Source organism: Aromatoleum toluolicum, assembly GCF_012911005.2.
GTDB classification, from domain to species: Bacteria; Pseudomonadota; Gammaproteobacteria; order Burkholderiales; family Rhodocyclaceae; genus Aromatoleum; species Aromatoleum toluolicum.
Genome location: NZ_WTVS01000039.1, coordinates 17611 through 41074, shown reverse-complemented (window position 1 = coordinate 41074; position 23464 = coordinate 17611). Strand labels below are relative to the sequence as shown.

Annotated in this window: 23 protein-coding genes; 13 read left to right on the top strand and 10 right to left on the bottom strand. The window is 69.4% G+C overall.

Annotated features, from left to right (window positions below; all coding sequences use genetic code 11):
• Nucleotides 1–220: 220 nt before the first annotated feature.
• The gene (locus GPA27_RS17590) at nt 221–982 is read left to right on the top strand and encodes a TerC family protein (protein ID WP_169141795.1); all 762 of its coding nucleotides are present in this window, start codon (nt 221–223) and stop codon (nt 980–982) included.
• Between the two features lie 52 nt (nt 983–1034).
• Here GPA27_RS17590 and GPA27_RS17585 read toward each other — a convergent pair whose 3' ends face one another.
• On the bottom strand, nt 1035–1301 hold the full coding sequence (locus tag GPA27_RS17585) for a hypothetical protein (protein WP_169141794.1): 267 nt from the start codon (nt 1299–1301) through the stop codon (nt 1035–1037).
• Between the two features lie 211 nt (nt 1302–1512).
• Here GPA27_RS17585 and GPA27_RS17580 point away from each other — a divergent pair, with 211 nt between their 5' ends.
• From GPA27_RS17580 to GPA27_RS17555, 6 genes are all read left to right on the top strand, one after another.
• Nucleotides 1513–3135: a peptide chain release factor 3 gene (locus GPA27_RS17580; protein WP_169141793.1), complete on the top strand. Its 1623-nt coding sequence runs from the start codon at nt 1513–1515 to the stop codon at nt 3133–3135.
• Between the two features lie 203 nt (nt 3136–3338).
• Complete coding sequence (locus tag GPA27_RS17575; protein WP_169141792.1) at nt 3339–6548, top strand: transglycosylase domain-containing protein; 3210 nt, start codon at nt 3339–3341, stop codon at nt 6546–6548.
• 132 nt (nt 6549–6680) lie between these two features.
• Nucleotides 6681–8834 carry a DUF6600 domain-containing protein gene (locus GPA27_RS17570; protein ID WP_169141791.1) on the top strand — a complete coding sequence of 718 codons (2154 nt, stop codon included), beginning with the start codon at nt 6681–6683 and terminating at the stop codon, nt 8832–8834.
• Between the two features lie 92 nt (nt 8835–8926).
• Nucleotides 8927–9397, top strand: coding sequence for a PACE efflux transporter (locus tag GPA27_RS17565; RefSeq protein ID WP_169141790.1), 471 nt, complete (start codon nt 8927–8929; stop codon nt 9395–9397).
• 7 nt (nt 9398–9404) lie between these two features.
• A complete protein-coding gene (gene murB, locus GPA27_RS17560; RefSeq protein ID WP_211165061.1) occupies nt 9405–10433 on the top strand; it encodes a UDP-N-acetylmuramate dehydrogenase in 1029 nt (342 codons plus the stop codon).
• 126 nt (nt 10434–10559) lie between these two features.
• Nucleotides 10560–11198 (top strand): c-type cytochrome, encoded by a 639-nt coding sequence (locus tag GPA27_RS17555; protein WP_169141789.1) that lies wholly within the window; start codon nt 10560–10562, stop codon nt 11196–11198.
• A 13-nt stretch (nt 11199–11211) separates the two neighbouring features.
• Here the strand turns inward: GPA27_RS17555 and GPA27_RS17550 are convergent, their stop codons facing one another.
• Nucleotides 11212–11949 carry an N-acetylmuramoyl-L-alanine amidase family protein gene (locus tag GPA27_RS17550; protein ID WP_169141788.1) on the bottom strand — a complete coding sequence of 246 codons (738 nt, stop codon included), beginning with the start codon at nt 11947–11949 and terminating at the stop codon, nt 11212–11214.
• 63 nt (nt 11950–12012) lie between these two features.
• Nucleotides 12013–12834 (bottom strand): IclR family transcriptional regulator, encoded by an 822-nt coding sequence (locus GPA27_RS17545; protein WP_246261199.1) that lies wholly within the window; start codon nt 12832–12834, stop codon nt 12013–12015.
• Nucleotides 12835–13062: 228 nt separating this feature from the next.
• Between GPA27_RS17545 and GPA27_RS17540 the strand changes: the two genes are divergently transcribed.
• The 4 genes from GPA27_RS17540 to GPA27_RS17525 all read left to right on the top strand — a co-directional run bounded on the left by GPA27_RS17540 (nt 13063) and on the right by GPA27_RS17525 (nt 16446).
• Nucleotides 13063–14742: an FAD-dependent oxidoreductase gene (locus GPA27_RS17540; protein WP_169141786.1), complete on the top strand. Its 1680-nt coding sequence runs from the start codon at nt 13063–13065 to the stop codon at nt 14740–14742.
• A gap of 12 nt (nt 14743–14754) precedes the next feature.
• Nucleotides 14755–14979: a DUF2783 domain-containing protein gene (locus GPA27_RS17535; RefSeq protein ID WP_169141785.1), complete on the top strand. Its 225-nt coding sequence runs from the start codon at nt 14755–14757 to the stop codon at nt 14977–14979.
• Nucleotides 14976–15155, top strand: a complete 180-nt coding sequence (locus GPA27_RS17530) for a hypothetical protein (RefSeq protein ID WP_169141762.1) — start codon at nt 14976–14978, stop codon at nt 15153–15155. Before GPA27_RS17535 ends, GPA27_RS17530 begins: the two co-directional genes overlap by 4 nt.
• Before the next feature lie 61 nt (nt 15156–15216).
• A complete protein-coding gene (locus tag GPA27_RS17525) occupies nt 15217–16446 on the top strand; it encodes a multidrug effflux MFS transporter (RefSeq protein WP_246261197.1) in 1230 nt (409 codons plus the stop codon).
• A 3-nt stretch (nt 16447–16449) separates the two neighbouring features.
• Here GPA27_RS17525 and GPA27_RS17520 read toward each other — a convergent pair whose 3' ends face one another.
• The 3 genes from GPA27_RS17520 to GPA27_RS17510 form a co-directional block, all read right to left on the bottom strand.
• Nucleotides 16450–17853, bottom strand: coding sequence for a fused MFS/spermidine synthase (locus tag GPA27_RS17520; protein ID WP_169141784.1), 1404 nt, complete (start codon nt 17851–17853; stop codon nt 16450–16452).
• A 76-nt stretch (nt 17854–17929) separates the two neighbouring features.
• Complete coding sequence (locus GPA27_RS17515; RefSeq protein ID WP_169141783.1) at nt 17930–18265, bottom strand: DUF1840 domain-containing protein; 336 nt, start codon at nt 18263–18265, stop codon at nt 17930–17932.
• 10 nt (nt 18266–18275) lie between these two features.
• The gene (locus GPA27_RS17510) at nt 18276–18833 is read right to left on the bottom strand and encodes a hypoxanthine-guanine phosphoribosyltransferase (RefSeq protein WP_169141782.1); all 558 of its coding nucleotides are present in this window, start codon (nt 18831–18833) and stop codon (nt 18276–18278) included.
• A 112-nt stretch (nt 18834–18945) separates the two neighbouring features.
• On the opposite strand from GPA27_RS17510, the gene upp reads away from it, so the two are divergent.
• Nucleotides 18946–19581, top strand: coding sequence for a uracil phosphoribosyltransferase (upp, locus tag GPA27_RS17505; RefSeq protein WP_169141781.1), 636 nt, complete (start codon nt 18946–18948; stop codon nt 19579–19581).
• A 7-nt stretch (nt 19582–19588) separates the two neighbouring features.
• Nucleotides 19589–20833, top strand: coding sequence for a uracil-xanthine permease family protein (locus GPA27_RS17500; RefSeq protein ID WP_169141780.1), 1245 nt, complete (start codon nt 19589–19591; stop codon nt 20831–20833).
• On the opposite strand, the gene GPA27_RS17495 is transcribed toward GPA27_RS17500, so the two are convergent.
• The 4 genes from GPA27_RS17495 to GPA27_RS17480 form a co-directional block, all read right to left on the bottom strand.
• Entirely contained in the window at nt 20826–21143 is a 318-nt protein-coding gene (locus GPA27_RS17495; protein WP_169141779.1) for a YqjK family protein, read from the bottom strand. The two genes, GPA27_RS17500 and GPA27_RS17495, sit on opposite strands and share 8 nt — an antisense overlap.
• Entirely contained in the window at nt 21140–21523 is a 384-nt protein-coding gene (locus GPA27_RS17490) for a phage holin family protein (RefSeq protein ID WP_169141778.1), read from the bottom strand. Before GPA27_RS17490 ends, GPA27_RS17495 begins: the two co-directional genes overlap by 4 nt.
• A 4-nt stretch (nt 21524–21527) precedes the next feature.
• Nucleotides 21528–21839 (bottom strand): ElaB/YgaM/YqjD family protein, encoded by a 312-nt coding sequence (locus GPA27_RS17485; RefSeq protein WP_169141777.1) that lies wholly within the window; start codon nt 21837–21839, stop codon nt 21528–21530.
• Between the two features lie 188 nt (nt 21840–22027).
• On the bottom strand, nt 22028–23344 hold the full coding sequence (locus tag GPA27_RS17480; RefSeq protein WP_169141776.1) for a tetratricopeptide repeat protein: 1317 nt from the start codon (nt 23342–23344) through the stop codon (nt 22028–22030).
• Between the last annotated feature and the right edge of the window lie 120 nt (nt 23345–23464).

The following is a 23464-nucleotide window of genomic DNA, read 5'->3' as shown; positions in this document are numbered from 1 at the left end:
CCCGGGTATTTCCGATGCTTATGTTGCCGGGTTTGGCACAGTCGGCGTTGTGGGCGTGATCGACATCACGTCGGTACGTACTGCCGGCGCTGAAACCGCTTCCGGCCGCGTGCCGGCAACCGTCAATCAGGAATTGCGGAACCTTTGCTGCGGTTGCGCAGTTCATCGTTCTTGCAGGAGGCATGCTATATAAGCGGGATTGTCCATTTGATGACCCGCCATGATCGAATTCCTTACCGACCCGCAACTCATCGTCGCCTTCCTGACCCTCACCGCGCTGGAGCTGGTGTTGGGCATCGACAACATCATCTTCATCTCGATTCTCGTCGACAAGCTGCCGCCCGAGCGGCGTGCGTTCGCGCGTCGCCTGGGGTTGTTCCTCGCGATGTTCATGCGCCTCGCGCTGCTGTCCATCCTGGCGTGGCTCGCCGGCCTCAACCAGGCGCTGTTCGAGCTGTTCGGCCACGGTTTTTCGGCGCGCGACCTGATCCTGCTGGGGGGCGGCCTGTTCCTCGTGTGGAAGAGCACCGGCGAGATCCATCAGCTGATGGAAGGCGAGGAGGGCGAGGCCTCGTCGGCCGTCAAGGCGACCTTCTCGGCCGTGATCATGCAGATCATCGTCATCGACCTGGTGTTCTCGCTCGACTCGATCATCACCGCGATCGGCATGGTGAGCAACCTGACCGTGATGATGGCCGCGGTGATCGCGTCGGTCGGCCTGATGATGGTGGCGTCGGCGCCGATCGGCAACTTCGTTTCGGAGCACCCGACCGTGAAGATGCTGGCGCTGTCCTTCCTGATGGTGGTCGGTGTCGTGCTGATCGCCGAAGGCTTCGGTCATCACGTGCCGAAGGGCTACATCTATTCCGCGATGGCATTCTCGGTGGTCGTCGAGATGCTCAACATTCGCATGCGCAAGCGCGCGGTCAAGCCGGTGGTGCTGCACGAACCCTACGTTGCGGAGAAGCAGCCGGCGCGCTGACGCGGGCCGGTCGCGCCGGGGAAACCCGGCGTGCCGACGGCGGCGCGGCGGCTCAGCCCTTCGCGCCGCCGTTGCCGTTTACGCCCTGCGCGCGCTCCTCGCGCGCGACCGCGGAAAGATCGCGCAGATACCAGGCCGCATAGCCCAACCCCGCCGCCGCGACCAGCGCCGTGAACATCAGCTTGCTGTCGAAGGGCATGCCGCCGGCGAGGTTCGCGATGACGACGTAGCCGAGGTAGCAGGCGGCGACGAGGCCGCCGAGGATGCGGGTGAGGGCGAAGATCTTGCGCTGGCGCAGCGTGGGAGCGGCTTTGGGCATGGTCGTGCGTGGATGAGAAGGGACGAGGGCCGCATCATCGCAGATTTTCGCGCCGTCACGCCGCGTGTGGTGGTGCGCGTGCGCTGCCGCGCGGGGATTTCCACGCTTTCCGCCCGTTTCCCTGTGGTCGTCCCTAATTCCTTGATAGAATTGCGTTTGTCTCCGCCTCGCCGATTCCGGCCGGCGGCTTTGTTTTTTTGCGAACCGATCCATGGCCGACCTCCCCTATCCGCCCGAACTGATGCGCGACGTCGCGAAACGCCGCACCTTCGGCATCATCTCCCACCCCGACGCGGGCAAGACCACGCTCACCGAAAAGTTGCTGCTGTTCGGCGGCGCGATCCAGCTCGCCGGCACCGTCAAGGCGAGGAAGAGCGCGCGCCACGCGACCTCCGACTGGATGGAGGTCGAGAAGCAGCGGGGCATCTCGGTGACCAGCTCGGTGATGCAGTTCGAGTACCAGGATCACACCATCAACCTGCTCGACACCCCGGGCCACCAGGACTTCTCGGAAGACACCTACCGCGTGCTCACTGCCGTCGACGCGGCGGTGATGGTCATCGACGCCGCGAAGGGCGTCGAGGCGCAGACGATCAAGCTGCTCGAGGTGTGCCGGCTGCGCAACACCCCGATCATCACCTTCGTGAACAAGATGGACCGCGAGGTGCGCGAGACCTTCGACCTGCTGCAGGAGATCGAGGAGGTGCTGAAGATCGACTGCGCGCCGATCACCTGGCCGATCGGCATGGGCAAGACCTTCCGCGGCGTGTACCACTTGCTCGAGGACCGTGTGCTGCGCTTCACCGCGGGCGAGGAAAAGCGCAGCGAGGGCGAGCTCATCAAGGGCATCGCGAACGCCCAGCTCGACGAGCTGTTCCCGCTCGAAGTCAGCAAGTTGCGCGAGGATGTCGAGCTGATCCAGGGCGCATCGAGCCCGTTCTCGCTCGGCGACTTCCTCGCCGGCAAGCAGACGCCGGTGTTCTTCGGCTCCGGTATCAACAACTTCGGCGTGCAGGAGATCCTGCAGGCGCTGCTCGACTGGGCGCCGCCGCCGCAGCCGCGGGTGGCCGGCGTGAACGACGCGGACACCCGTTTGGTACAGCCTGCCGAAGCGCCCTTCACCGGCTTCGTGTTCAAGATCCAGGCGAACATGGACCCGAAGCACCGTGACCGCATCGCCTTCTTCCGCATCTGCTCCGGGCGCTACACGTCCGGGATGAAGGTCAGGCACGTGCGCATGGGGCGCGAGATGAAGCTCGCCAACGCGCTCACCTTCATGGCCAACGAGCGCGTGCTGATGGAGGACGGCGTCGCCGGTGACATCATCGGCATCCACAATCACGGCCAGCTGCACATCGGCGACACCCTCACCGAAGGCGAGAGCCTCGGCTACAAGGGCATCCCGTACTTCTCGCCGGAACTCTTCAGCGCCGCGCGCCTGCGCGACCCGCTCAAGTCCAAGCAGCTGCAAAAGGGCCTGCAGGAGCTGGGCGAGGAGGGCGCGATCCAGGTGTTCGAGCAGGAAGGCGGCAACATGCTGCTCGGCGCGGTCGGCCAGCTGCAGTTCGAGGTTGTCGCGCAGCGCCTGAAGGACGAGTACAAGGTCGACGCGATCTTCGAATCGGCCGACATCCACACCGCGCGCTGGCTCACCTTCCCGGACGAGCTCACGCGGCGCAACTTCGAGCGCGAGCAGTCGATGCGCATCGGCAAGGACGTGGACGGCAACCCCGTGTATCTCGCCTCCAGCCGCTACAACCTCGAAGTGACGATGGAGAAGTGGCCCAAGGTCGGTTTCCACGCGACACGCGAGCACGGCCAGGTGCTCGCCTGAGCGGGGGAGTCGGCCCGGCGGCCTGATCCAGTTCGCCCTGAGCTCGTCGAAGGTCATATGCAGGGCTTCGACAGGCCCCGCTCGAACGGTGTCGCAGCTGTCCGGCTGGCCGCAAATGCTGCGCTGCACCACGGCGCAGCTGTTTCCTTCACGCAACACGGGTATCTGCATGGCGTGCCGATGCTGGATAATCCCCGCATCTCATGCATGCGGGCGCCGACGTGTCAGGTAACACCAGCAACAAGAAGTCGGAACGGCGAGGGTGGTTCAGGACGCTGCGGCGCTCGCTGTTCTGGCTGTGTGTCCTGGCGATCATCGTCGGCGGCGTCGCGGCGTATTACGAAAGCGAAACGTCCTGGCTGCAGTCGCGCGAGATCCCGCGCTACGCGGCGAAGCTCTCCTACGCGCTGCAGCCTGGCCCGAGCGAGGCGATCCGCTTCCCCGAACACGGCCCCTTCGACCTGCGTCTGGGCTACACGCAGCTCCGGGACTTCTCCGAACGCCTCGCCGCGCGCGGCTATGCGATCGAGCGCCAGGCGCGGTTCTCCGACGCGCTGCTCGATTACGCCGGCCGCGGCTATTTCCCGCCGTACCGCGAAAAGACGCACACCGGCCTGGCGGTCAGCGATGCGCGCGGCGAAGCGCTGTACGCGACGCACTATCCCATCCGCCATTACGACACGTTCGACAGTATCCCGCCGCGCATCGTGCAGGGGCTGCTATTCATCGAGAACCGCGACCTGCTGGATCCCGAGCGCCCGCACATGAACCCGGCCGTGGACTGGGCGCGCTTCGGCCGCGCGATCGTCGCCCAGCTCGCGAAGGTCGTCGACGACGACCTCAATACCCCCGGCGGCAGCACCCTCGCGACGCAGATCGAGAAATACCGCCACTCGCCCGACGGCGTCACCCACTCCCCGCGCGAGAAGCTGCGCCAGATGGTGTCCGCGAGCGTGCGCGCCTACCGCGACGGCGCGGAAACGCTGCCGGCGCGGCGCGACCTGGTGCTCGACTACCTCAACACCGTGCCGCTGTCTGCCGCGCCCGTGTATGGCGAGGTGCACGGCCTGGGTGACGGCCTGTGGGTGTGGTTCGGCGCCGACTTCGCGCGCGTCAACGCACTGCTCGCGAAGGACGAGGCGAGCGGCGACGAGCTCGCCGAGCAGGGCCTCGCGCTGCGTCAGGTGCTCGCGCTGATGATCGCTCACCGGCGCCCTTCCCACTACCTGGGGCGCGGTCGCGACGACCTCGCCAAGCTCGCCGACGCGCACCTGCGCATCCTCGCCGAAGGCGGGCTGATCGGGCCGGGCCTGCGCGACGCGGGCCTCAAGGCGAAGCTCGCGTTCCGCGACCCCGCGGTCGACCCCGCGCGCGTGCCGGTGCCGGCCGACAAGGGCTCGACGCTGGTGCGCACGCGCATCGCCGGCATGCTCGACGTGTCGCTCTACGACCTCGACCGCCTCGACCTGCGAGCCTCGACGACGCTCGACGGCAAGCTGCAGGAAGTCGTCACCGGCTACCTGCAGCAGCTTGCCGAGCCCGAGTTCGGCCGCAACGCCGGCATCATCGGCGAGCGCCTGCTCACCCCGGCGCAGCTCGACAAGGTGCATTACAGCTTCACCCTGTTCGAGCGCACCCCGGGCGGCAACCGCGTGCGCGTGCAGACCGACACCACCGACCAGCCGCTCGACATCAACGAGGGCAGCAAGCTCGAGCTCGGGTCCACGGCCAAGCTGCGCGTGCTCGCGACCTACCTCGAAATCGTCGCCGAGCTGCACCAGCGCCACGCGGCGCAATCCGTGGCCGAGCTGCGCGCGGTGCAGGTCGACCGCCACGACGCGATCACGCGCTGGGCGATCGACTACCTGATCCGCACGTCCGACCGCAACCTGCCGGCGATGCTCGAAGCGGCGCTGGAGCGCCCGTATTCGGCCGGCCCCGGCGAGGCCTTCTTCACCGGCGGGGGCCTGCACACCTTCAACAACTTCCGCAAGGAAGACGACAGCCGCGTGCCGACGATCCGCCAGGCGCTGCAGGCCTCGATCAACCTGCCCTTCGTGCGCCTGATGCGCGACGTCGTGCGCCACACGATGTACCAGGTGCCCGGCAGTACCGCGAAGCTGCTGCAGGACGACGACGATCCGCGCCGCAGCGAATATCTCGCCAAGTTCGCCGATCGCGAGGCGCAGGTCTTCATGCGGCGCTTCTGGCGCAAGTACAAGGGGCAGAGCCCGGAGAAGATCCGCGCGACCTTCATGGACGGCCTGCGCCCGAGCGCCGACCGCCTCGCGGCGACCTACCGCTACCTCAACCCGGAGGCCGACCTGAAGAGCTTCTCGGCCTTCGTCGCGGAGCGCCTGCCGGCCGCCCAGCTTGGCGAAGAGCGTTTGGCCGCGCTGTACAAACGCTATGCGCCGGGCTCCTTCGACCTGCCCGACCAGGGCTTCATCGCGCGCGTGCACCCGCTGGAGCTGTGGCTCGCAGGCTACCTCGCCACCCATCCCGAGGCGAGCTTCGACGAGGTGGTCGCCGCCAGCAAGGCCGAGCGCCAAGCCGTGTACCGCTGGCTGTTCCGCACGCGCTACAAGGGCGCCCAGGACACGCGCATCTACACCATCCTCGAGGTCGAGGCCTTCCTCGACATCCACCGCCGCTGGGTGCGTCTGGGCTATCCGTTCAACCGCCTCGTGCCCTCGCTCGCGACGGCGCTGGGCAGCGCCGGCGACCGCCCCGCAGCGCTGGCCGAGCTGATGGGCATCATCGTCAACGACGGCGTGCGCCTGCCGAGCGCGCGCATCGACCGCCTGCACTTCGCGCCGGACACGCCGTACGAGACGGTGTTCGCGCGCCGGCCGAGCGAGGGCGAGCGCGTGATGTCCTCCGAGGTCGCGACGGCCCTGCGCGGCGCCCTGTCCGAGGTCGTCGAGGGTGGCACCGCCCGCCGCCTCGCCGGCGCCTTCGCGGCGCCCGACGGCACGCCGATCGTGGTCGGCGGCAAGACCGGCACCGGCGACAACCGCATCGTGATCTCGGGCGCGCGCGGCCAGGTGAAGGGCGGGGTCGCGATGAACCGCACCGCCACCTTCGTCTTCTACCTCGGCCCGCGCCACTTCGGCACGCTGACCGCGTACGTGATCGGAGCGGACGCCGCATCGTTCAAATTCACGTCGGGTCTGCCGGTGCAGATCCTGAAGTCGATGGCGCCGACGCTGCTGCCCTACCTGACCCAGACCGTCGCCGAGCCCGAGCCGGCGCGTGTACCCCCGACCGAGGCCGAGCGCGATGCGGACGCCTCCGCCGAGGAGCCGGTGCGCGGCGGCGCCGATGCGGGCATGGCCACCGGCGAGGTGCGTCCGCTGGTGCCGGCGCCGGAGGGGCAGGGCGAGGCGGAGCGCGCGCAGCCGCCGAATTGAAAAGATTTGTGTGGGCGGTCGGCAGCGGTATTGGATGGCCGTTGAATGACCAGATTCCGGTGCGTTTGCCGAGGACGCGAGGCGCGCCGGATCTGTCCGCCCCGCCAGGGGCTAGTCCGGAGTGACATCGAAATGGTCCGCAACCTGAAAAACGCCTTGCGACAGCTGTTCATCGTGCCGCTGGTGCTTGCCCTGACGGGCGCGAGCGGCGCCGTGCTGGCCGACCCGCCGTCGCGCGCCGGGCGGCTGTCCGTCGTCGAGGGCGAAGTGGCCCTGCGCCGCGACAGCACCCGCGAGTGGGTGAGCGCGGCCGTGAACCTGCCGGTCACGACCGGCGACGAGATCGCGACCGAATCCGACGCGCGCGCCGAGCTGCGCATCGGATCGAGCGTGCTGCGCCTCGACCAGGCGACCGCAGTCGAGGTGCTGCGGCTCGACGACGAGCGCATCCGCGTGCGCCTCAAGGAAGGCAGCGTGGCGCTGCGCATCCGCAGCGCCGACCGCGAGGACGCGATCGAGGTCGAGACGCGCGACGGCGTGGCCGTGCCGACCGAGCCCGGCCAGTACCGTGTCGACTTCGTCGATTCGGGCACGCTGGTGAGCAACCACCGCGGCCACATCGACTTCCGCACCGACGACCGCCACGTCGGCGTCACCGAGGGGCGCCGCGCCCAGATCTGGAGCGACGGGCCGACCGACGTCCAGTGGGACGAGCCCGACGAGGACGACTTCATGGAGTGGTCCCTCGCGCGCGACCGGCGCGACGACCGTGTCGCGCGCAACAACTACGTTTCGCCCGAGATGACCGGTGCCGAGGACCTGTACGAATACGGCGACTGGCGCGAGTACGACGACTACGGTGCGGTGTGGTTCCCGCGCGACGTGCCCTATGGCTGGGCGCCCTACCGCTACGGTCGCTGGGTCTCGATCGCGCCGTGGGGCTGGACCTGGGTCGATGACGCGCCGTGGGGCTTCGCGCCCTTCCACTACGGCCGCTGGGTGCGCATCCGCGGCGTGTGGGCCTGGGTGCCGGGTCGCTACATCGCGCGTCCGGTGTATGCGCCGGCGCTGGTCGGGTGGATCGGCACGCCGGGCGTGAGCATCACCTACACCTCCGGTCTCCCCAACGTCAGCTGGTTCCCGCTCGCGCCGCGCGAAGTGTATGTGCCGCACTACCGCTACAGCCCGACCTACGTGCGCCAGGTCAACATCACCCACATCACCAACGTGATCGAGATCGATCGCGTCGTGAAAACCCCGCGGCACGTGCGCTACGCGTTCCGCGACCGCAGCGAGGCGGTGACGCGGGTGTCGGAGCGCATCCTGCGCGCGCCCAAGCCGGTCGCGCTCGACGTCGAGCGCCGTCGCGAGCACCGCTTCCGCGAATGGGAGCGGCGCGGCTTCCCGGTGCGCGAGGTGGTGCGCCCCGACGGTACGCGCGTGCGTGCCGTGCAGCCGGCCCAGTTCATGCAGCAGCGCGGCGACCGCGACGAGCGTCAGCCGGCCGTGCGCGATCAGCGCCAGGACGAGCGCCAGCAGCGCCTGGAGTCGCGGCAGGAGCGCACCGAGGCGCTGCGCCAGCAGCAGGCGCGCGAGCGTGAGGAGCGGGGCGCGCGCGAGCAGGACCAGCAACGCCAGCGCCAACTGCAGCGCGAGCAGCAGGACCAGCGCCGCGAGCAGCTGCGTGAGGAACGGCGCGACGAGGCGACGACGCGGCAGGAGCGGCTCGAGGCCCTGCGCCAGCAGAACGCGCGCGAGCGCGAGGAACAGGGGCGTCGCGAGGCCGCGCAGCAGGAAGAACAGCAGCGTCAGCGCTCGGTCCTGCGCGAACAGCAGGAACAGCGGCGCGACGAGGCCCGCCGCGCGCAGCGCGAGGAAGTCGAACAGCGCCAGCAGGAACGCCAGCAGCGCCTCGAAACCCAACGCCAGCAGGAGGCGGGCGAGCGCGAGGCGCGCCGGCAGCAGATCGAGCAGCAGCGCGAAGAACGCAGCCGCCAGCAGGCGATGCAGGCGCAGGAGCAGGAACGCCGGCGCGACGCGCTGCGCCAGCAGACGGAGCAGCGCGAGCGCGAGGTGCAGCAGCGCCAGATCCAGCTCCAGCAACAGCGGCAGGCCGAGCAGCAACAACGGCAGGCCGAGCAGCAGCGTCAGGCCGAACAGCAACAGCAGCGTCAGGCCGAGCGCCAGCGCCTCCAGCGCGAGGCGCCGCCACGGGACAACCGCGGCAGCGGCGAGGAAGAGCAACGCCGCCGCCCGCCCTTCGGCCAGTTCGAGGGCGGGCGCTGACGCCGCATCCCGCAGTACTGTTGCAGTGCAGCAGTTGATTTTGGGGGGGCGAGGTTCTATCTTCTCGGGTCGCCCCTCCGAGTCCTGCTTCCTTGTCCGTCCATCACCCCAAACTCCGCTCCGTCCGGGATCGCGCCCGCCAGGTGGTCCTGTTCGAAATCGGCGGCCTCGCGCTCATCACCCCGCCCTTTGCGTGGCTGAGCGGTGTGCCGATCGCCGATTCGCTGGGCCTGCTCGCCATTGCGGCGCTGATCGCCGCGCTGTGGAACGCCGTCTATAACACCGCCTTCGACTGGATCGAGGGGCGCCGCACCGGCCGCACCGCCGACCGTCGACCCTTCGCGCTGCGCGCCGTGCATGCGCTGGGCTTCGAGGGCGGGCTGCTGCTGATGACCCTGCCGGTGATCATGGCGTGGACCGGCATGGGCTGGCTGGAGGCGCTGGTCGCCGACCTCGGGCTCGCGACCGCTTATGTGATCTATGCCTTCGCCTTCAACCTCGGCTACGACCGCGCCTTCCCCATCGAACCGACCGCGACCGAGGCGTTCGTCCGTGCGAAATGATCTGTCCATGACCGCCGCGATGCCCGCGATCGTGTCGGGTGCCGACCTGCGCCCCTTCAATACCTTCGGCCTGCCGGCGCGCGCGGCCCGGCTCGCCACCATCGACGACGTGGCGCAGGTCGTCGCGCTGATCGCGAGCCCGGAGTGGGCGCTGCCGCGCCTGGTGCTCGGCGGCGGCAGCAATCTCGTGCTCACGCGCGACTTCCCCGGCCTGGTGCTGAAGGTCGCGATCGCCGGACGGCGCCTCGTCGACGAGGACGCCGACGCGTGGTACGTCGAGGCCGGCGCAGGCGAGAACTGGCACGACTTCGTACGCTGGACGCTCGCGCAAGGCTGGCCGGGGCTGGAGAACCTGTCGCTGATTCCCGGCACCGTCGGCGCCGCCCCGGTGCAGAACATCGGCGCCTACGGGCTCGAGATGGCCGAGCGCTTCCACTGCCTGCAGGCGGTGTCGCTGGAGACCGGCGAGATGCTGCGGCTCGGCCCGGCGGACTGCCGCTTCGCCTATCGCGACAGCGTGTTCAAGCAGGCGCTCGCGGGGCGCGTGCTGATTGCCGCCGTCACCTTCCGCCTGCCCAAGCGCTGGCAGCCGGTCACGGGCTATGCCGACCTCGCGCGCGAGCTCGCCACGCGCGGCATCGCGCAGCCGTCCGCGCTCGACGTGTCGGACGCCGTCATCGCCATCCGCCAGCGCAAGCTGCCCGATCCCGCGCGCCTCGGCAATGCCGGCAGCTTCTTCAAGAACCCCGTCGTCGATGCCGCGGTGCTGGCGCGGCTCGATGCCGCCCATCCCGACCTTCCGCGCTACCCGCAGCCCGACGGCGGCTTCAAGCTCGCCGCCGGCTGGCTGATCGACCGCAGCGGCTGGAAGGGGCGCGACCTCGGGCCCGTCGGCGCCTACGAGCAGCAGGCGCTGGTGCTCGTCAATCGCGGCGGCGCGACCGGTGCCGATGTCGAGCGCATCGCGCGGGCGATCCAGGACGACGTCTTCGCGCGCTTCGGCGTGCATCTGGAGCCCGAGCCGGTCTTCGTCTGAGCGTGCGCCGGCGCCCGTGGACCACGGGGCCGGAACCATGCTCAAATGCGCGCTTTGTCCGGCGGCGGCTTTGCTGGCATGACCGCGTGCCGCCATGGCGCGCCACACTCCCCGGGGGACACGAACATGATTCGGAGCCGTCTGGCTCTCTTCGCGGCGCTGCTGATCGGCGCCTGCAGCGGCACGGCGTTCGCCGGCAACGAGGCGGTGATGCAGTTGGTCGCGAAGGCGGCGGCCGATCCCGCAACCCGCACGGCCCTCGTGCGCGAAGGCGACGCCGCAGCCTTTTTCTGCAAGAACTGCCACGGCGACAAGGGCATCGCCCGCTATCCGGAGGTGCCCAACCTCGCCAGCCAGAATCCGGCCTACATCGTCAGCCAGATCGACGCCTTCCTGTCGGGCACGCGCCGCAACGAGTTCATGCAGGGGCTGATGAAGGTCCTGGGCGACCGCGAGAAGGCGGCCATCGCCTTGTTCTACGCGAACCAGCCGGCGACCGCTGCCGTCGCTCCGCCGCCGCCTGCCGCCACCGCCGGTGCCGGCCACTACAAGCGCCTGTGCGTGTCCTGCCACCAGGCGGACGGGTATGGCACGGAGACCTTCGCGCGCATCGCCGGCCAGCAGCCGACCTACCTGCGCCTGAGCCTCAAGCGCTACCTCGCGCGCAGCGGCGAACGCACCAATGCCGAGATGAGCGCGTCGGTCGCGCAGCTCGGTGAGGCCAATATCGAGTCCGTGGTGCAGTACCTCGCGAGCCTGAAGTAGGCCCGCGCCGTCCTCACTCGGCGCGCCGTGCCGCGGCGAGGCCGCCTGCCGTGACGCAGGCGGCGACGCCGGTGGCGATCTCCTCGGCCATGCGCTGCTGGCGCTCCGGGTCGCGCAGCAGCAACTCCTCGTCGCGGTGCTTGACCACCCCCGCCTCGAACAGCACCGCCGGTTGCTGCGCGCGGTAGAGCACGACGAGGTTGTCGAAGTAATGGGTCGCATGCTGCGCGTCGGCGTATTCGCGGCGGCGACCGTTCTTCTCCGTCGGCACGAAACCCGCGCGCTGCAGCCGTGCGCCGATCGTCGATGCGCACATCAGGCTGGCCGCGACGTCGGGATTGCGGCGCGACACGAAGAGCGAGTGGCCTGCCCACAGGTCGCTGAAATCGAGGGCCATGCCCTGCCATTCCCAGGGCGTAAGGTACTGCGCGCCGACCGAGTCGTGGTGGATCGAGATCAGGAAGGCTGCCTGCGCGGCACGCTCCGGGCGCGCCTGCAGGGACTCGATGCGGCCGTCGGCGTTGATCAGTTCGGCGCGCAGGCCGAGGCGTTCGAGGGCCGCGACGACGCGCCCGGCAAGCTCGCGGTTGAACTCGAACTCCGTGCGGCCGCGCGCGCTGATCGCGCCCGGCGCGTCCAGCGTGTGGCCGACGTCGACGGCGACGAGCGGGCTTGCGGTCTGCGTCTGTGCGACGGTGGCGCCCGGGAGGGCGAGGGCGGCCGTGAGCGCGATGAGCCGCGTTGCCCGCATGAACCGGATGCCTGTGCGGGCCGCGCCGCGTGATCGCTTGTCCGCGTGCCGCCCGCGCACGCGTCAGGTCCCGGTGTTGCCCAGTCGCGCCGAAATTGCCTCTGCACACGCGCGCAGCTTGGTCGCCACCGGGCCGTCCCATGCCGGGTCGAAGCTCGCGGCGGGGCCCATTGCGGTGATCGCCAGCGCGAGGTGGCCGGTATGGTCAAAGACCGGCGCGGTGAAGGCGTTGATGCCGGGGATGGGTTTGCCGACGGCGCGGGCGAGGCGCTCGCGGCGGATCTCGGCGAGTTCCGCGGCGAGCTGCTCGCGCGTGGGGGCGCCGTTGGCCGCAGCGAGGCGGGCGAAATCCTCCTCGATCAGCGTGTGGGTCACGCGCGCCGGCAGGAAGGCGGCGAAGGTGCGGCCGGTCGCGGAGGTGAGCAGGTCCATCACGGTGCCGACGCGCATGTTCACGTGCACCTGGCGGCTGCATTCCTCGATGCTGACGATGGTCGGCCCGTGGTTGCCCCACACGGCGATCGCGACGTTCTGCTGGATCTCGTCGGAGAGCCGTGCCGCCTCGGGGGTCGCGACGCGCAGCGGATTCACGCCGTGCAGCGCCGAGAGCCCCATCTGCAGCGCGAAGGCGCCCAGCCCGTACCGGCCGGTGAGCGGGTCCTGCTCGATCAGCCCGAGCTTGCCGAAGCTCACGAGGTAGGGGTGGGCCTTGGCCGGCGGCATGCCGGCCTCGCGCGCGAGCTCCTTGAGGATCATCGGTGCGCCCTGGCGCACCAGCGCCTGCAGCAGCGCGCCGCCGACCTCGATCGACTGGATGCCGCGCCGGTCGCCGCCTTGCTTGCCGGCGCGTTCGTCCGGGCGCTCCGCGAGCGTTTCGTTGTCCAAGTTCTTGTCTCCCATGGAGGGCGAATCTTAGCAGTTGCGCGGATCGCCTTCTGCGATTGATATTCAACGATAGCAAACGAATTGACGATTAACAAATTGTTGGCTAGGATGAAATTCACTCCCCCGGGGCTCCGGCGGGGCGCCCGTGTCCGGGCAGACGAACAGCAGGCCTGCGACCCGCCCGCAGAAGGCGGTGCCAACAACGATTGAACTCAGGAGGAGACCCCCGTGCTGAGCACGTACCAGTATCCGAAGTTCGAATACCGGCGCCCGCCGGAACTCGCCGAGGGGCGCGGGGGGCGCTATCCGGTCGTGGTGGTCGGCGCTGGCCCCGTCGGCCTCGCGGCGGCGATCGACCTCGCGATCCACGGCGTGCCGGTCGTGCTGCTCGACAACGACGACACGGTATCGATCGGTTCGCGCGGCGTGTGCTACGCGAAGCGTGCGCTCGAGATCATGGACCGCCTCGGCTGTGCCGAGGAGATGGTGGCGAAGGGCGTGTCGTGGAACGTCGGCCGCACCTTCTTCCGCGAGCAGGAGGTGTTCAACTTCAATCTGTGCCCGGAGCCCGACCACCACCGCCCGGGCATGATCAACCTGCAGCAGTACTACCTCGAGGAATACCTGGTGCGCCGCGCGCAGTCGCTGCCGAACATCGACCTGCGCTGGAAGAACAACGTGATCGCGGTCAGCGACGAGGGCGGACGCGTCGCGCTGCGCGTCGACACCGCCGACGGCGCGTACTCGATCGACACCGACTGGGTGGTGGTGGCCGACGGCGCGCGCAGCCCGATCCGCCACATGATGGGGCTGGACATCGAAGGCAAGATCTTCATGGACCGCTTCCTGATCGCCGACGTCGTGATGAAGGCGGATTACCCCACCGAGCGCTGGTTCTGGTTCGATCCGCCCTTCCATCCGAACCAGTCGGTGCTGCTTCACCGCCAGGCCGACAACGTGTGGCGCATCGACTTCCAGCTCGGCTGGAACGTCGATCCGGAGGAGGAGAAGAAGCCCGAGAAGGTCATCCCGCGCATCAAGGCGATGCTCGGATGGCACGCAAACGAGGAGAGAGAATTCGAGCTCGAGTGGGTCAGCGTCTACACCTTCCAGTGCCGGCGCATGCACGCGTTCCGCCACGGGCGACTGCTGTTCACCGGTGACGCCGCGCATCAGGTCTCGCCCTTCGGCGCGCGCGGCGCCAATTCCGGCATCCAGGACACCGACAATCTGGTGTGGAAGCTCAAGCTGGTGCTGGACGGCAAGGCCCCCGACGCATTGCTGGATACCTATTCGGAAGAGCGTGTCGCCGCCGCCGACGAGAACCTCATGAACTCGACGCGCTCGACCGACTTCATCACGCCCAAGAGCGCGACCAGCCGGACCTTCCGCAACGCGGTGCTGGGGCTGGCGAAGGACTATCCGTTCGCGCGCGCACTGGTGAATTCGGGGCGCCTGTCGGTGCCGAGCTTCCTCGTCGAGTCGCGCCTCAACACGCCCGACACGGAGGTGTTCGCCGGCAACATGGTGCCCGGTGCGCCGATGGACGACGCCCCGGTCGACAGCGCGCGCGGCGAGAAGTGGCTGCTGCAGGCGGCCGGCAACCGCTTCGTGCTGCTGTACTGCATGCCGGATGCGGGCGACGTCGATGCGGCGACCGCCGACGCCTGCGCGGCGCTCGCCGCAGGCTCGATCCCGGTCGAGACCCTGGTCGTGGCCGAGCGCGGCACGGCGCCCGCGGGCCTCGGCACGCTGATCGACGCGAAGGGACGCATCCGCGAGCGCTACGACCTCAAGCCGGGCACGAGCTACCTGATCCGCCCCGACCAGCATGTCGCTGCGCGCTGGCGCAGCTTCGACGCCGCGAAGGTGCGCGCCGCGCTCGCCCGCGCGACCTGCAACGCCTGAAGGAGCGCCGCCATGAGCCTCAACACCGACCCCAACTTCTTCACCCCCGGCAAGCGCTACTTCCGTGCCTTCAGCCCCGGCGACGACTTCTACGAGGCGCTGATCGACATGCATCGCGACCTCAGCGACGAGCAGAGCGCGATGGCGAACGCCCGCCTTATCCTTTTGCTTGCGAACCATATCGGCGACGTCTCGGTGCTGCGCGAGGCGATGAAAGTCGCGCGCGAAGGCGTGTGAGCGACGACGAGAACCGGCATGGCGGCGTCGGCTACTGCCGCCTCGCCGCGCTGCGCATGTACGAGACCATCGAGACCGGGAAGCCGCAAACGCGCTTCATGCGCTTCGGCGACCGCCGTGCGCAGCCGCGGCCAGCGTCGCGGGTTGTCATCGTCAGTAATGGTGATTGCTGGTAATCAAATAATTAACCCGACTGTGTTCCGGGTGGCGCGCGACGGCGTTACCATCCGGGCCAGCATGTCCTTCTCCGCCCGCACCATGAATACCGCGCCGTCCCTGCCGCTCGCCATCCTCGTCACCGCCCTCGTCGCGCTGGGGCCGCTGTCGACCGACTTCTACCTGCCCGCGCTGCCGTCCATCACGTCGGGGCTGGCGACGGACGTCGCCCACACCCAGCTCACGCTGTCCATCTTCCTGTTCGGCTTCGCGATCGGCCAGCTCGTCTACGGCCCGCTGTCGGACCGCTACGGGCGTCGTCCGGTGCTGCTCTTCGGTATTGCGGTGTACCTCATCGCGTCCGTCGCCTGCGTCTTCGCCGCGTCGATCGACGCGCTGATCGTCGCGCGCTTCCTGCAGGCGCTGGGCGCCTGTGCCGGTCCGGTGCTCGGGCGCGCCGTCGTGCGCGACATCTACGGGCCGCATGATTCGGCACGCATGCTGTCCTACGTCGGCACCGCGATGGCGCTGGCGCCCCTTGTCGGGCCGGTGCTGGGCGGATGGCTCGCGGTGTGGTGGGGCTGGCGCGCGACCTTCGCCTTCCTTGTCGTGTATTCCGCGCTGTTGCTGTTCGCGACCGCCTGCGTGCTGCGCGAGACCAATCTCCACATGCATCCCGCGCCCGGGCGGGCGGCGGGGATGTGGACGAACTTCGCGGCGCTGCTGCGCGACCGCCGCTACCGCGGCGTCCTGCTGTGCAATGCGCTGGCCTACGCCGGACTGTTTGCCTTCATCTCCGGTTCGTCCTTCGTGTTCATCGACATGTTCGGTTTCAGTCCGCAGCAGATGGGCCTCGCGTTCGGCCTGATGGTATCGGGCTACATGACGGGCACGACGCTCTCGGGACGCCTGTCGCGCCGCCTCGGCCCGGACCGGCTGATGTGCACCGGCACGCTGCTCGGGGTCGCGGCCGGCACGCTGATGCTAGGTCTGGCGCTCGCCGGCGTGCATCACCCGCTCGCGGTGATGCTGCCGATGTGGTTCTCGGCCTGCTCGATCGGGCTCGTGATGCCCAATGCCGCGGCGATTGCGATGGCGCCCTATCCGCACATGGCCGGCTCGGCCGCTTCGCTGATGGGTTTCTCGCAGATGGGGCTCGCGGCGCTCGCCGGCGTCGTCGTCGGCCACACACTCGGCGGTTCGGTCGTGCCGATGGCGCTGGTGATCGCCCTGATGGCGCTCGGCAGCCTCGCGAGCTACCTGGTCTGGGTGCGGCCGGCTGCGTCCGGCGTGTGCCCCGGCGAGGCCTGAGGCTCACCCGCCGCGCAGCAGGTCGATGTCCGCGCGGTTGCGTTCGTCGGTGTAGGGCTCGGCCGGCGCCGGTTCGCCGTCGCCGGCGAAGCACTGCACCAGCACGTTGCTCTGCGGCCGGTCGCGGAACAGCACCTCGACCGCACACTGGCCATACACCGACTGGATCGTTGCGAGCAGGTTGCGCGCGTAGGGCGTTGCGAGGCGCGGGTCGAGGATCAGATTCGCGAGCATCACGCCGTCCGGTGCGAGGGCGCGGCGCGTGCCCGCCCAGAACTCCTGCGTCACCAGATGCGCCGGGATGCTCGTGAGGGCGCTGTACACATCGACGACGATGGCGTCGAAGCGCTCCGTCGTGTCGGCGACGAAGCGGCGCGCGTCGGTCGCGAGGAAGCGCCCGCGGATCGGTTCGCGCAGGAATTCTCGTTCGGCGATCTCGCGGATCGCCGGGTCGATGTCGACGTAGAGATAGTCGTTGAGCGGTTCGCGGTGCGACAGCGTGAAGCCGCCACCGCCGAGCACGAGCACGCGCCGGCCGCGAAAGCCCAGCTCGTCGAGCAGGATCGCGCGCAGGCGCTCGATGTAGCGCGTGTAGCGCGGCGGCTCGCTCGCGTCGATCATCGACGCCGCCGAGTTGTTGTTGCGGAACACGCGCGCATTGGTCCGCCCGGGCACCGCGGCCGCATCGACGCGGTAGGTCGCGTAGGCGGTCTCGATCTGCTGCGGCAGCAGCACGTTGCAGGCGAGCGCGGCTGCGGCGACGAGGGCGGGCAGCGGCAGCGTGCGTAGCGCGGGCCGTGCGGCGGGCGCAGCGAGGAAGGGCACGATCGCGAGCAGCAGGGCAGCGCATACCAGCACCGCGGCCGACACCCCCAGCCACTGCATCACGACGAGCGACAGTGACAGCGAGCCGAGGAAGGAGCCCAGCGTCGACCAGTACAGCGCGGCGCCGCTGCGCGCGCCCGCGCGCTCGTGGCGCAGCAGGTTCGTCAGTACCGGCACGGTCTGGCCGAGGAGCCACGCGATCGGGCCGAGCACGCCGGCGACGAAGACGAGGTAGGCGACGAGCGGCGGGCGGACGTGCGCGAACAGCGCATCGACGACCGGACCGGCCAGCCCGACGCCGGTCAGCGCCGCCGCGACGACGAAGTTGAGCCGCACGCGTGCGAGGAAATCGCGTTCGACGCGCCCGCCGGACTGGTAGCCGAGCGCCAGTGCGAGCAGGAAGAAGCCTATCGTCGGCGCCGTGATCGTGATCGCGCTGCCCAGATGCGGCACCAGGCGCCGCAACGCGATGACTTCCGCGCCGAGCGACGCGAAGCCCTCGACGAACACCATGGCGAACAGCAGCGCGCCGGGCAGGGATGACACGGAAGGTGACGGCTGCATCTGCGCTTGCACAGTCATTGCGGCGATCGTGCGTCGGCCGCGGAACGCCCGCGACCTGCGGGTCGATGCACCGGGCGCACGCCGGGCAGGGCGCTCAGACGCCCCACACGACCGGCACGCCTTCCTTCTGCGACAGCTGCAGCAGGTCGAGCAGCGGCCACGCGCGCTGCGCGAGGCTCACCGGCGCGGCCATGCCGCGGCGCTCGGGATCGGGTTCGTCCTCGTCCTCGTCCTGCGCGTGGCCGGCCTGGCGCGCCTTGTCCTCGTCGATCGCGGCGCGCAGGCGCGCGATCGCGTCGGGCAGCTGTTCGACTGTGACGATGCCCTTGCCGTCCTGCGGATCCTTGCCGAGGATCGCGACAAGCTTCTTCGCGATGTCGCCGAACATGATGACGTCGGCGCCCGCGGCCGACTTGAAGGTGATCAGCATTGCCTTGTCCTCACAGTCCCTTCACCGCGTAGATGCCCGGCGCGTTGCGCCAGTAGCCTTTGTAGTCCATGCCGCAGCCGAACAGGAAGCGGTCGGCGACGTCGAGCCCGGTGAAGTCCGCGCGCATGCCCGGATAGGCCTTGCGCTCGTGCAGCTTGTGCGTGAGCACCGCGGAACGCACTTCCGCGGCGCCTTCGCATTTCAGGTATTCCAGGATCGCGTGCAACGTGCGGCCCTCGTCGAGGATGTCGTCGAGCACCAGCACCGCACGCCCGCGCAGGTCCTGCGTCGGCCGCATGCGCCAGTCGAGGTCCGCGCCCTTCAGCGCATGGCCGTAGCGCGTCGCGTGCAGGTAGGCCAGTTCGAGCGGAAAGGGCAGGCGCGGCAGGATTTGCCCCGCGAGGATCATGCCGCCGTTCATCACGACGTACACCAGCGGGTTCTTGTCGCGCATCTGCGCGGTGATCTCCGCCGCCATGCGGTCCAGCGCGGCATTCACGGTCGCGCCATCGGCGAGGCAGTCGGCTTCCTCGCGCACGCGGATGATTTCGTCCAGATCGACGGCCATCACGCCCTCCCGCGGATATTGTGGAAAGACCCCATTCTACCGGAGGGCATTGCGCCGCGCCCTTGCGTTAGACTGGCGCGCGATTCCACACCGCTGCCGGGAGCCACCCTCCATGTCCGTGAAACAGATCAACCACCCGCTCGTCCGCCACAAGATCGGACTGATGCGCGAGGCCGACATCAGCACCAAGAAGTTCCGCGAACTCACCGCCGAGCTCGCCCGCCTGCTGGCCTACGAGGCCTGCCAGGACTTCGCGCTCGAAACGGTGACGATAGACGGCTGGGCCGGCCCGGTCGAAGTCGAACGCATCAAGGGCAAGAAAGTCACCGTCGTGCCCATCCTGCGTGCCGGGCTGGGCATGCTCGACGGCGTGCTCGACATGATCCCGAGCGCCAAGGTCAGCGTCGTCGGCATCGCGCGCAACGAGGAGACGCTGATGCCCGCGCCCTACGTCGAGAAGTTCGTCGGCAACCTCGCCGAGCGCATGGCGCTGATCATCGACCCGATGCTCGCGACCGGCGGCTCGATGGTCGCGACCGTCGACATGCTCAAGCGCGCCGGCTGCCGCCAGATCCGCGCGCTGGTGCTGGTCGCGGCGCCCGAAGGCGTGCGCCTGATGGAGGAAAAGCATCCCGACGTGCAGATCTTCACCGCAAGCATCGACAGCCACCTCAACGAGCACGGCTACATCATCCCGGGCCTGGGCGACGCCGGCGACAAGATCTTCGGCACCAAGCATCACAACTGAGACCCCCATGCGCGAACTCCCGATCGAGGGCGCCGAGCCGCTGTGGCGGCAGGCGATTTCCGGCGCCCAGATTCTCTTCGTCGCGTTTGGCGCGCTGGTGCTGGTGCCGCTGCTCACCGGCCTCAACCCGAGCATGGCGCTGCTCGGCGCGGGTGTGGGCACGCTGCTGTTCCAGCTCGTCACCGGCCGCCAGGTGCCGATCTTCCTCGGCTCCAGCTTCGCCTTCATCGCGCCCATCATCTTCAGCATGCAGACCTGGGGCCCCGCCGCGACGATGGGCGGCATGATCTGCGTGAGCCTCGTGTATTTCCTCTTCGCGGGCCTGGTGTGGCGCCACGGTGCGGACATCGTGCACAAGTACATGCCGCCGGTCGTGATCGGCCCGATCATCATGATCATCGGCCTGTCGCTCGCGGCGGTGGCCGTCAATATGGCCATGGGCCGCAGCGGCGACGGCAAGGTCGAGCTGGTGCCCTACACGACCTCGATGTTCATCGCGGCGGCCTCGTTCGGCACGACGGTCGTCGTCGCGACCTACGCGCGCGGCTTCCTCAAGCTCGTGCCGATCCTCGCCGGCGTGCTGGTCGGCTACATGCTCTCCGCGACGATCGGGCTGGTCGATTTCGGCAAGATCGCCGCCGCGCCGTGGATCGCGCTGCCGCAATTCACCGCGCCGCGCTTCGAGTGGGCGGCGATCCTGTTCCTGCTGCCGGTCGCGCTCGCGCCGGCGATCGAACACGTCGGCGACATCGTCGCGATCGGCGGCGTCACCGGCAAGGACTACACCGAGCGCCCCGGCCTGCACCGCACGCTCGCCGGCGACGGCCTGGCGGTGGCGTTCGCCGGCCTGATCGGCGGGCCGCCGGTGACGACCTACTCGGAAGTGACCGGCGCCGTGACGCTCACGCGCAACTTCAACCCCGCGATCATGACCTGGGCCGCAGTGCTCGCGGTCGTGATGGCCTTCTTCGGCAAGTTCAACGCGATCCTGCAGTCGATCCCGGTGCCGGTGATGGGCGGCATCATGATGCTGCTGTTCGGCTCGGTTGCGAGCATCGGCCTGAAGACGCTGATCGCCGCGCGCGTCGACCTCGAGGAGCCGCGCAACCTCGTGATCGTGTCCTCGGTGCTGGTGTTCGGCATCGGCGGGCTCGCGCTCAAGCTCGACGGCGTCGCGCTGCAGGGCGTGAGCCTGTGCGGGCTCGCGGCGGTGCTGCTGAACTTCGTGCTGCCGAAGAAGCGCGTCAGCTAGCGACGCGCCGCAGGTAGCCGATAACGGAATCGAGGCTGCGCCCGAGCCGGCGGTAGAGCAGCCAGCCGAACCAGGCGCGGCGCGCCGCGCGCAGCGCCCCGCGCGGCCGGATGACAACGACGGCGAGGGCCAGCGCGGTCAGCAGCGGCACATGGTCGCGCAGACCGCGCACCTGGTCGCTGGCGCGGTCGACGACGTCGAGCACCGATTCGACGCGCGCAAGGCCGGCAACGATGACCTCGCGTTGGCTCTCCGCGGCGAACTGCAGGCGCTGCCTGCGCAGCGCCAGTTCGAGCAGCCGCGGATTCATTCGCGTGGCCGCAGCGCTTCGCGGTCGCGCGCGAGTTCGCCCAGGCTCGCCGCGAACAGGCGGCTGCCGCGCCTCACTTCACGCGCCGCATTGCGCGCCGTCAGGAGGCCCGCCGCGAGCAGCACGACGGTTCCCAGCCCCAGCGCCAGCAGGCGGTGGTCGTCCCAGAACAGCACTGTCAGGAACACCACCAGGAACACGACGCCGAAACCGAGAAACACCGCGCTCAACAAGGTGTTGAACAGCAGCCCGGTGAGGCGCAGCTTCTCTTCCTGCGCCTCGACGGCGAGCAGCTCCAGCCGCGTCTGCGCGGTCGCGAGGCCGGCGTCCAGGAAGCCGCGCAGGCTGCCCGCGAGGCGCCGCTTGTGCTCCTCGGCCACGGGGTCAGCGACGGCCCGACAGCAGGCCCAGCAGGAAGGCCATGCCGGCGGCGATCCCGACCGCCTGCCACGGATTCTTGTGCACGTAGTCGTCGGTCGCATGGGCGACCTTCTTCGCTTGCTCCACGGCGACCGCTTCCATGTCGGACATGCGGTCTTTCGCGGTCGCCATGCGGTCGCTGAGGCGGCTGCGCACTTCACTCAGCTTGTCGCCGGCCTGCCCGGCGGTCAGCTTCAGCAGCTCCTCGGCGTCGCTGATCACGACCTTGAAGTCGGAAACGAGTTTGTCGCGGGAAACATCGGCATTGTTGGACATTTTTCGTACCCCCGTCTGTGCTGGCAACATTGACGTGCGCGCAAGCGCACGAGGCAAAGTCAGGCTAGCCCGATTCCGGCGCGAAGGCAAATGCTAAAGGCTTATCGCGCGTGACGGGATGCCTCGGCGGCACGGCGACGCCGGCACGCGCCGCCCCTTTTCCGGGGCGGCGCGTGCGCGCAGGCGGTTCAGCGCGGCAGGCGCGCGACGAGGCGGCGATTGATCGCGCTGTCGGGCTTGCGTGCGAGACGCTCGTTGATCAGCGCGCGGGCGAGGGCGGCCCGTCCGCCGCGCAGCGCCGCCTCGATCAACGCGAGGTCGATGAGGTCGCGCTGGGCGTTGCTGCCGCCGAAGCGCAGCGCGATCGGGCGCACGCTGCGCAGCGTCTCGATCGCGGCGTCGAACCGGCCGGCAGCGAGGTCGGCGAAGGCGCGCAGCAGCGGTTCGCCGACCGCGGCCCCGATTGCGGCGTGGTCGCCGACCTGCGCCGGGTCGAGCTTGCGCTGCGCGGCCATCCAGTCGCCCGCGTGAGCGTCCTGGCCCGCCCCGAGCCACGCCATCATCGCGTGCAGGTCGTTGAACGAATACAGCCCAGGCCGTGCCGACGTGCGCCAGCACTCGGCGACGCTCGCCCAGCGCGCGGCGACGTCGATGCCGGCGAACTGCAGCCGGCACAGCAGCGCCGACGCGTCGACGAGATCCAGCATCAGCACCGAGCGCGGCCCGTGGATCGGGCCGTCGAAGAGCGCGAGCGCCTCGTCGATCTCGTCGCGGTCGAGGTGGAAGAGGGCGAGGTGCCACCAGTTATGCACGGCGAAGAAGTTGTCCTCCGCCCAGTGCGGCTGGCGTCCGCGCATCCAGGCGATGCCGTCGCTGGTGCGCCCCTCCATCTCGAGCACGTGGGCGACCGCGTGGTGCGCCCAGGAATCGGCCGGTTCGAGTTCCAGCGCGCGCTGCCCCTGCGCTTCCGCGCGGCGGTAATCGCCCGTTTCCTCGCAGCCGAAGGCGTGCATGCCGAGCAGGGCGTGGTAGCCGGGCATGGACGCATCCCACGCGGGCAGCGCGCGGGCAATGCGGTCGCGCAGCATGCGCGCGTCGCCGCGGTAGAAATCGATGAGGTGTCCCGCCTGCAGCGCGAGGACGTCGCGCGGCCACTCGATCGTCAGGTCCTCGAGCACGCGTCCCGCCGCCTCCCAGCGCCCGCCGGCGAAGTGTGCGATCGCGTCGAGGTGCGCCTGTTCGCGCCGGTTCGGTGCGCAGGCGGCCGCCTTCGCCGCGTCCGCGCGGGCGACGGCGACGCCGTCCGGTTCGGTGCCGAGCAGGTGCAGCCACGCATGCAGCACGTGGCCCATCACGAAGTCCGGCTGGATCGCCGTCGCGGCATCCGTCGTCGCGACCGGGTCGCCGCAGTAGCAGTGGAATTGCCGCAGCGCGCGGGCGTAGTGCGCGAGGGCTGCGTCGTCGGCGTGGCTGAGTGGATTGCCGGCAAGGTCGGTCGTGTTCATCGTGTCTCTCCGTTGGGGTGGTGCACCTTGCGCCGTCGCGGCGGCGGTGTCTGGAATGCATCCTATGGCGGAGCGATTGCGTGGACTAAGGTGAAAACGGTCACGAACAGGACGATCGCG

Coding starts and splice junctions, on each gene's coding strand:
- GPA27_RS17590 (WP_169141795.1), top strand. CDS start 221: ATGATCGAATTCCTTACCGACCCGCAACTCATCGTCGCCTTCCTGACC.
- GPA27_RS17585 (WP_169141794.1), bottom strand. CDS start 1,301: ATGCCCAAAGCCGCTCCCACGCTGCGCCAGCGCAAGATCTTCGCCCTC.
- GPA27_RS17580 (WP_169141793.1), top strand. CDS start 1,513: ATGGCCGACCTCCCCTATCCGCCCGAACTGATGCGCGACGTCGCGAAA.
- GPA27_RS17575 (WP_169141792.1), top strand. CDS start 3,339: ATGCATGCGGGCGCCGACGTGTCAGGTAACACCAGCAACAAGAAGTCG.
- GPA27_RS17570 (WP_169141791.1), top strand. CDS start 6,681: ATGGTCCGCAACCTGAAAAACGCCTTGCGACAGCTGTTCATCGTGCCG.
- murB (WP_211165061.1), top strand. CDS start 9,405: ATGACCGCCGCGATGCCCGCGATCGTGTCGGGTGCCGACCTGCGCCCC.
- GPA27_RS17555 (WP_169141789.1), top strand. CDS start 10,560: ATGATTCGGAGCCGTCTGGCTCTCTTCGCGGCGCTGCTGATCGGCGCC.
- GPA27_RS17550 (WP_169141788.1), bottom strand. CDS start 11,949: ATGCGGGCAACGCGGCTCATCGCGCTCACGGCCGCCCTCGCCCTCCCG.
- GPA27_RS17535 (WP_169141785.1), top strand. CDS start 14,755: ATGAGCCTCAACACCGACCCCAACTTCTTCACCCCCGGCAAGCGCTAC.
- GPA27_RS17525 (WP_246261197.1), top strand. CDS start 15,217: ATGTCCTTCTCCGCCCGCACCATGAATACCGCGCCGTCCCTGCCGCTC.
- GPA27_RS17520 (WP_169141784.1), bottom strand. CDS start 17,853: ATGACTGTGCAAGCGCAGATGCAGCCGTCACCTTCCGTGTCATCCCTG.
- GPA27_RS17515 (WP_169141783.1), bottom strand. CDS start 18,265: ATGCTGATCACCTTCAAGTCGGCCGCGGGCGCCGACGTCATCATGTTC.
- GPA27_RS17510 (WP_169141782.1), bottom strand. CDS start 18,833: ATGGCCGTCGATCTGGACGAAATCATCCGCGTGCGCGAGGAAGCCGAC.
- upp (WP_169141781.1), top strand. CDS start 18,946: ATGTCCGTGAAACAGATCAACCACCCGCTCGTCCGCCACAAGATCGGA.
- GPA27_RS17500 (WP_169141780.1), top strand. CDS start 19,589: ATGCGCGAACTCCCGATCGAGGGCGCCGAGCCGCTGTGGCGGCAGGCG.
- GPA27_RS17495 (WP_169141779.1), bottom strand. CDS start 21,143: ATGAATCCGCGGCTGCTCGAACTGGCGCTGCGCAGGCAGCGCCTGCAG.
- GPA27_RS17485 (WP_169141777.1), bottom strand. CDS start 21,839: ATGTCCAACAATGCCGATGTTTCCCGCGACAAACTCGTTTCCGACTTC.
- GPA27_RS17480 (WP_169141776.1), bottom strand. CDS start 23,344: ATGAACACGACCGACCTTGCCGGCAATCCACTCAGCCACGCCGACGAC.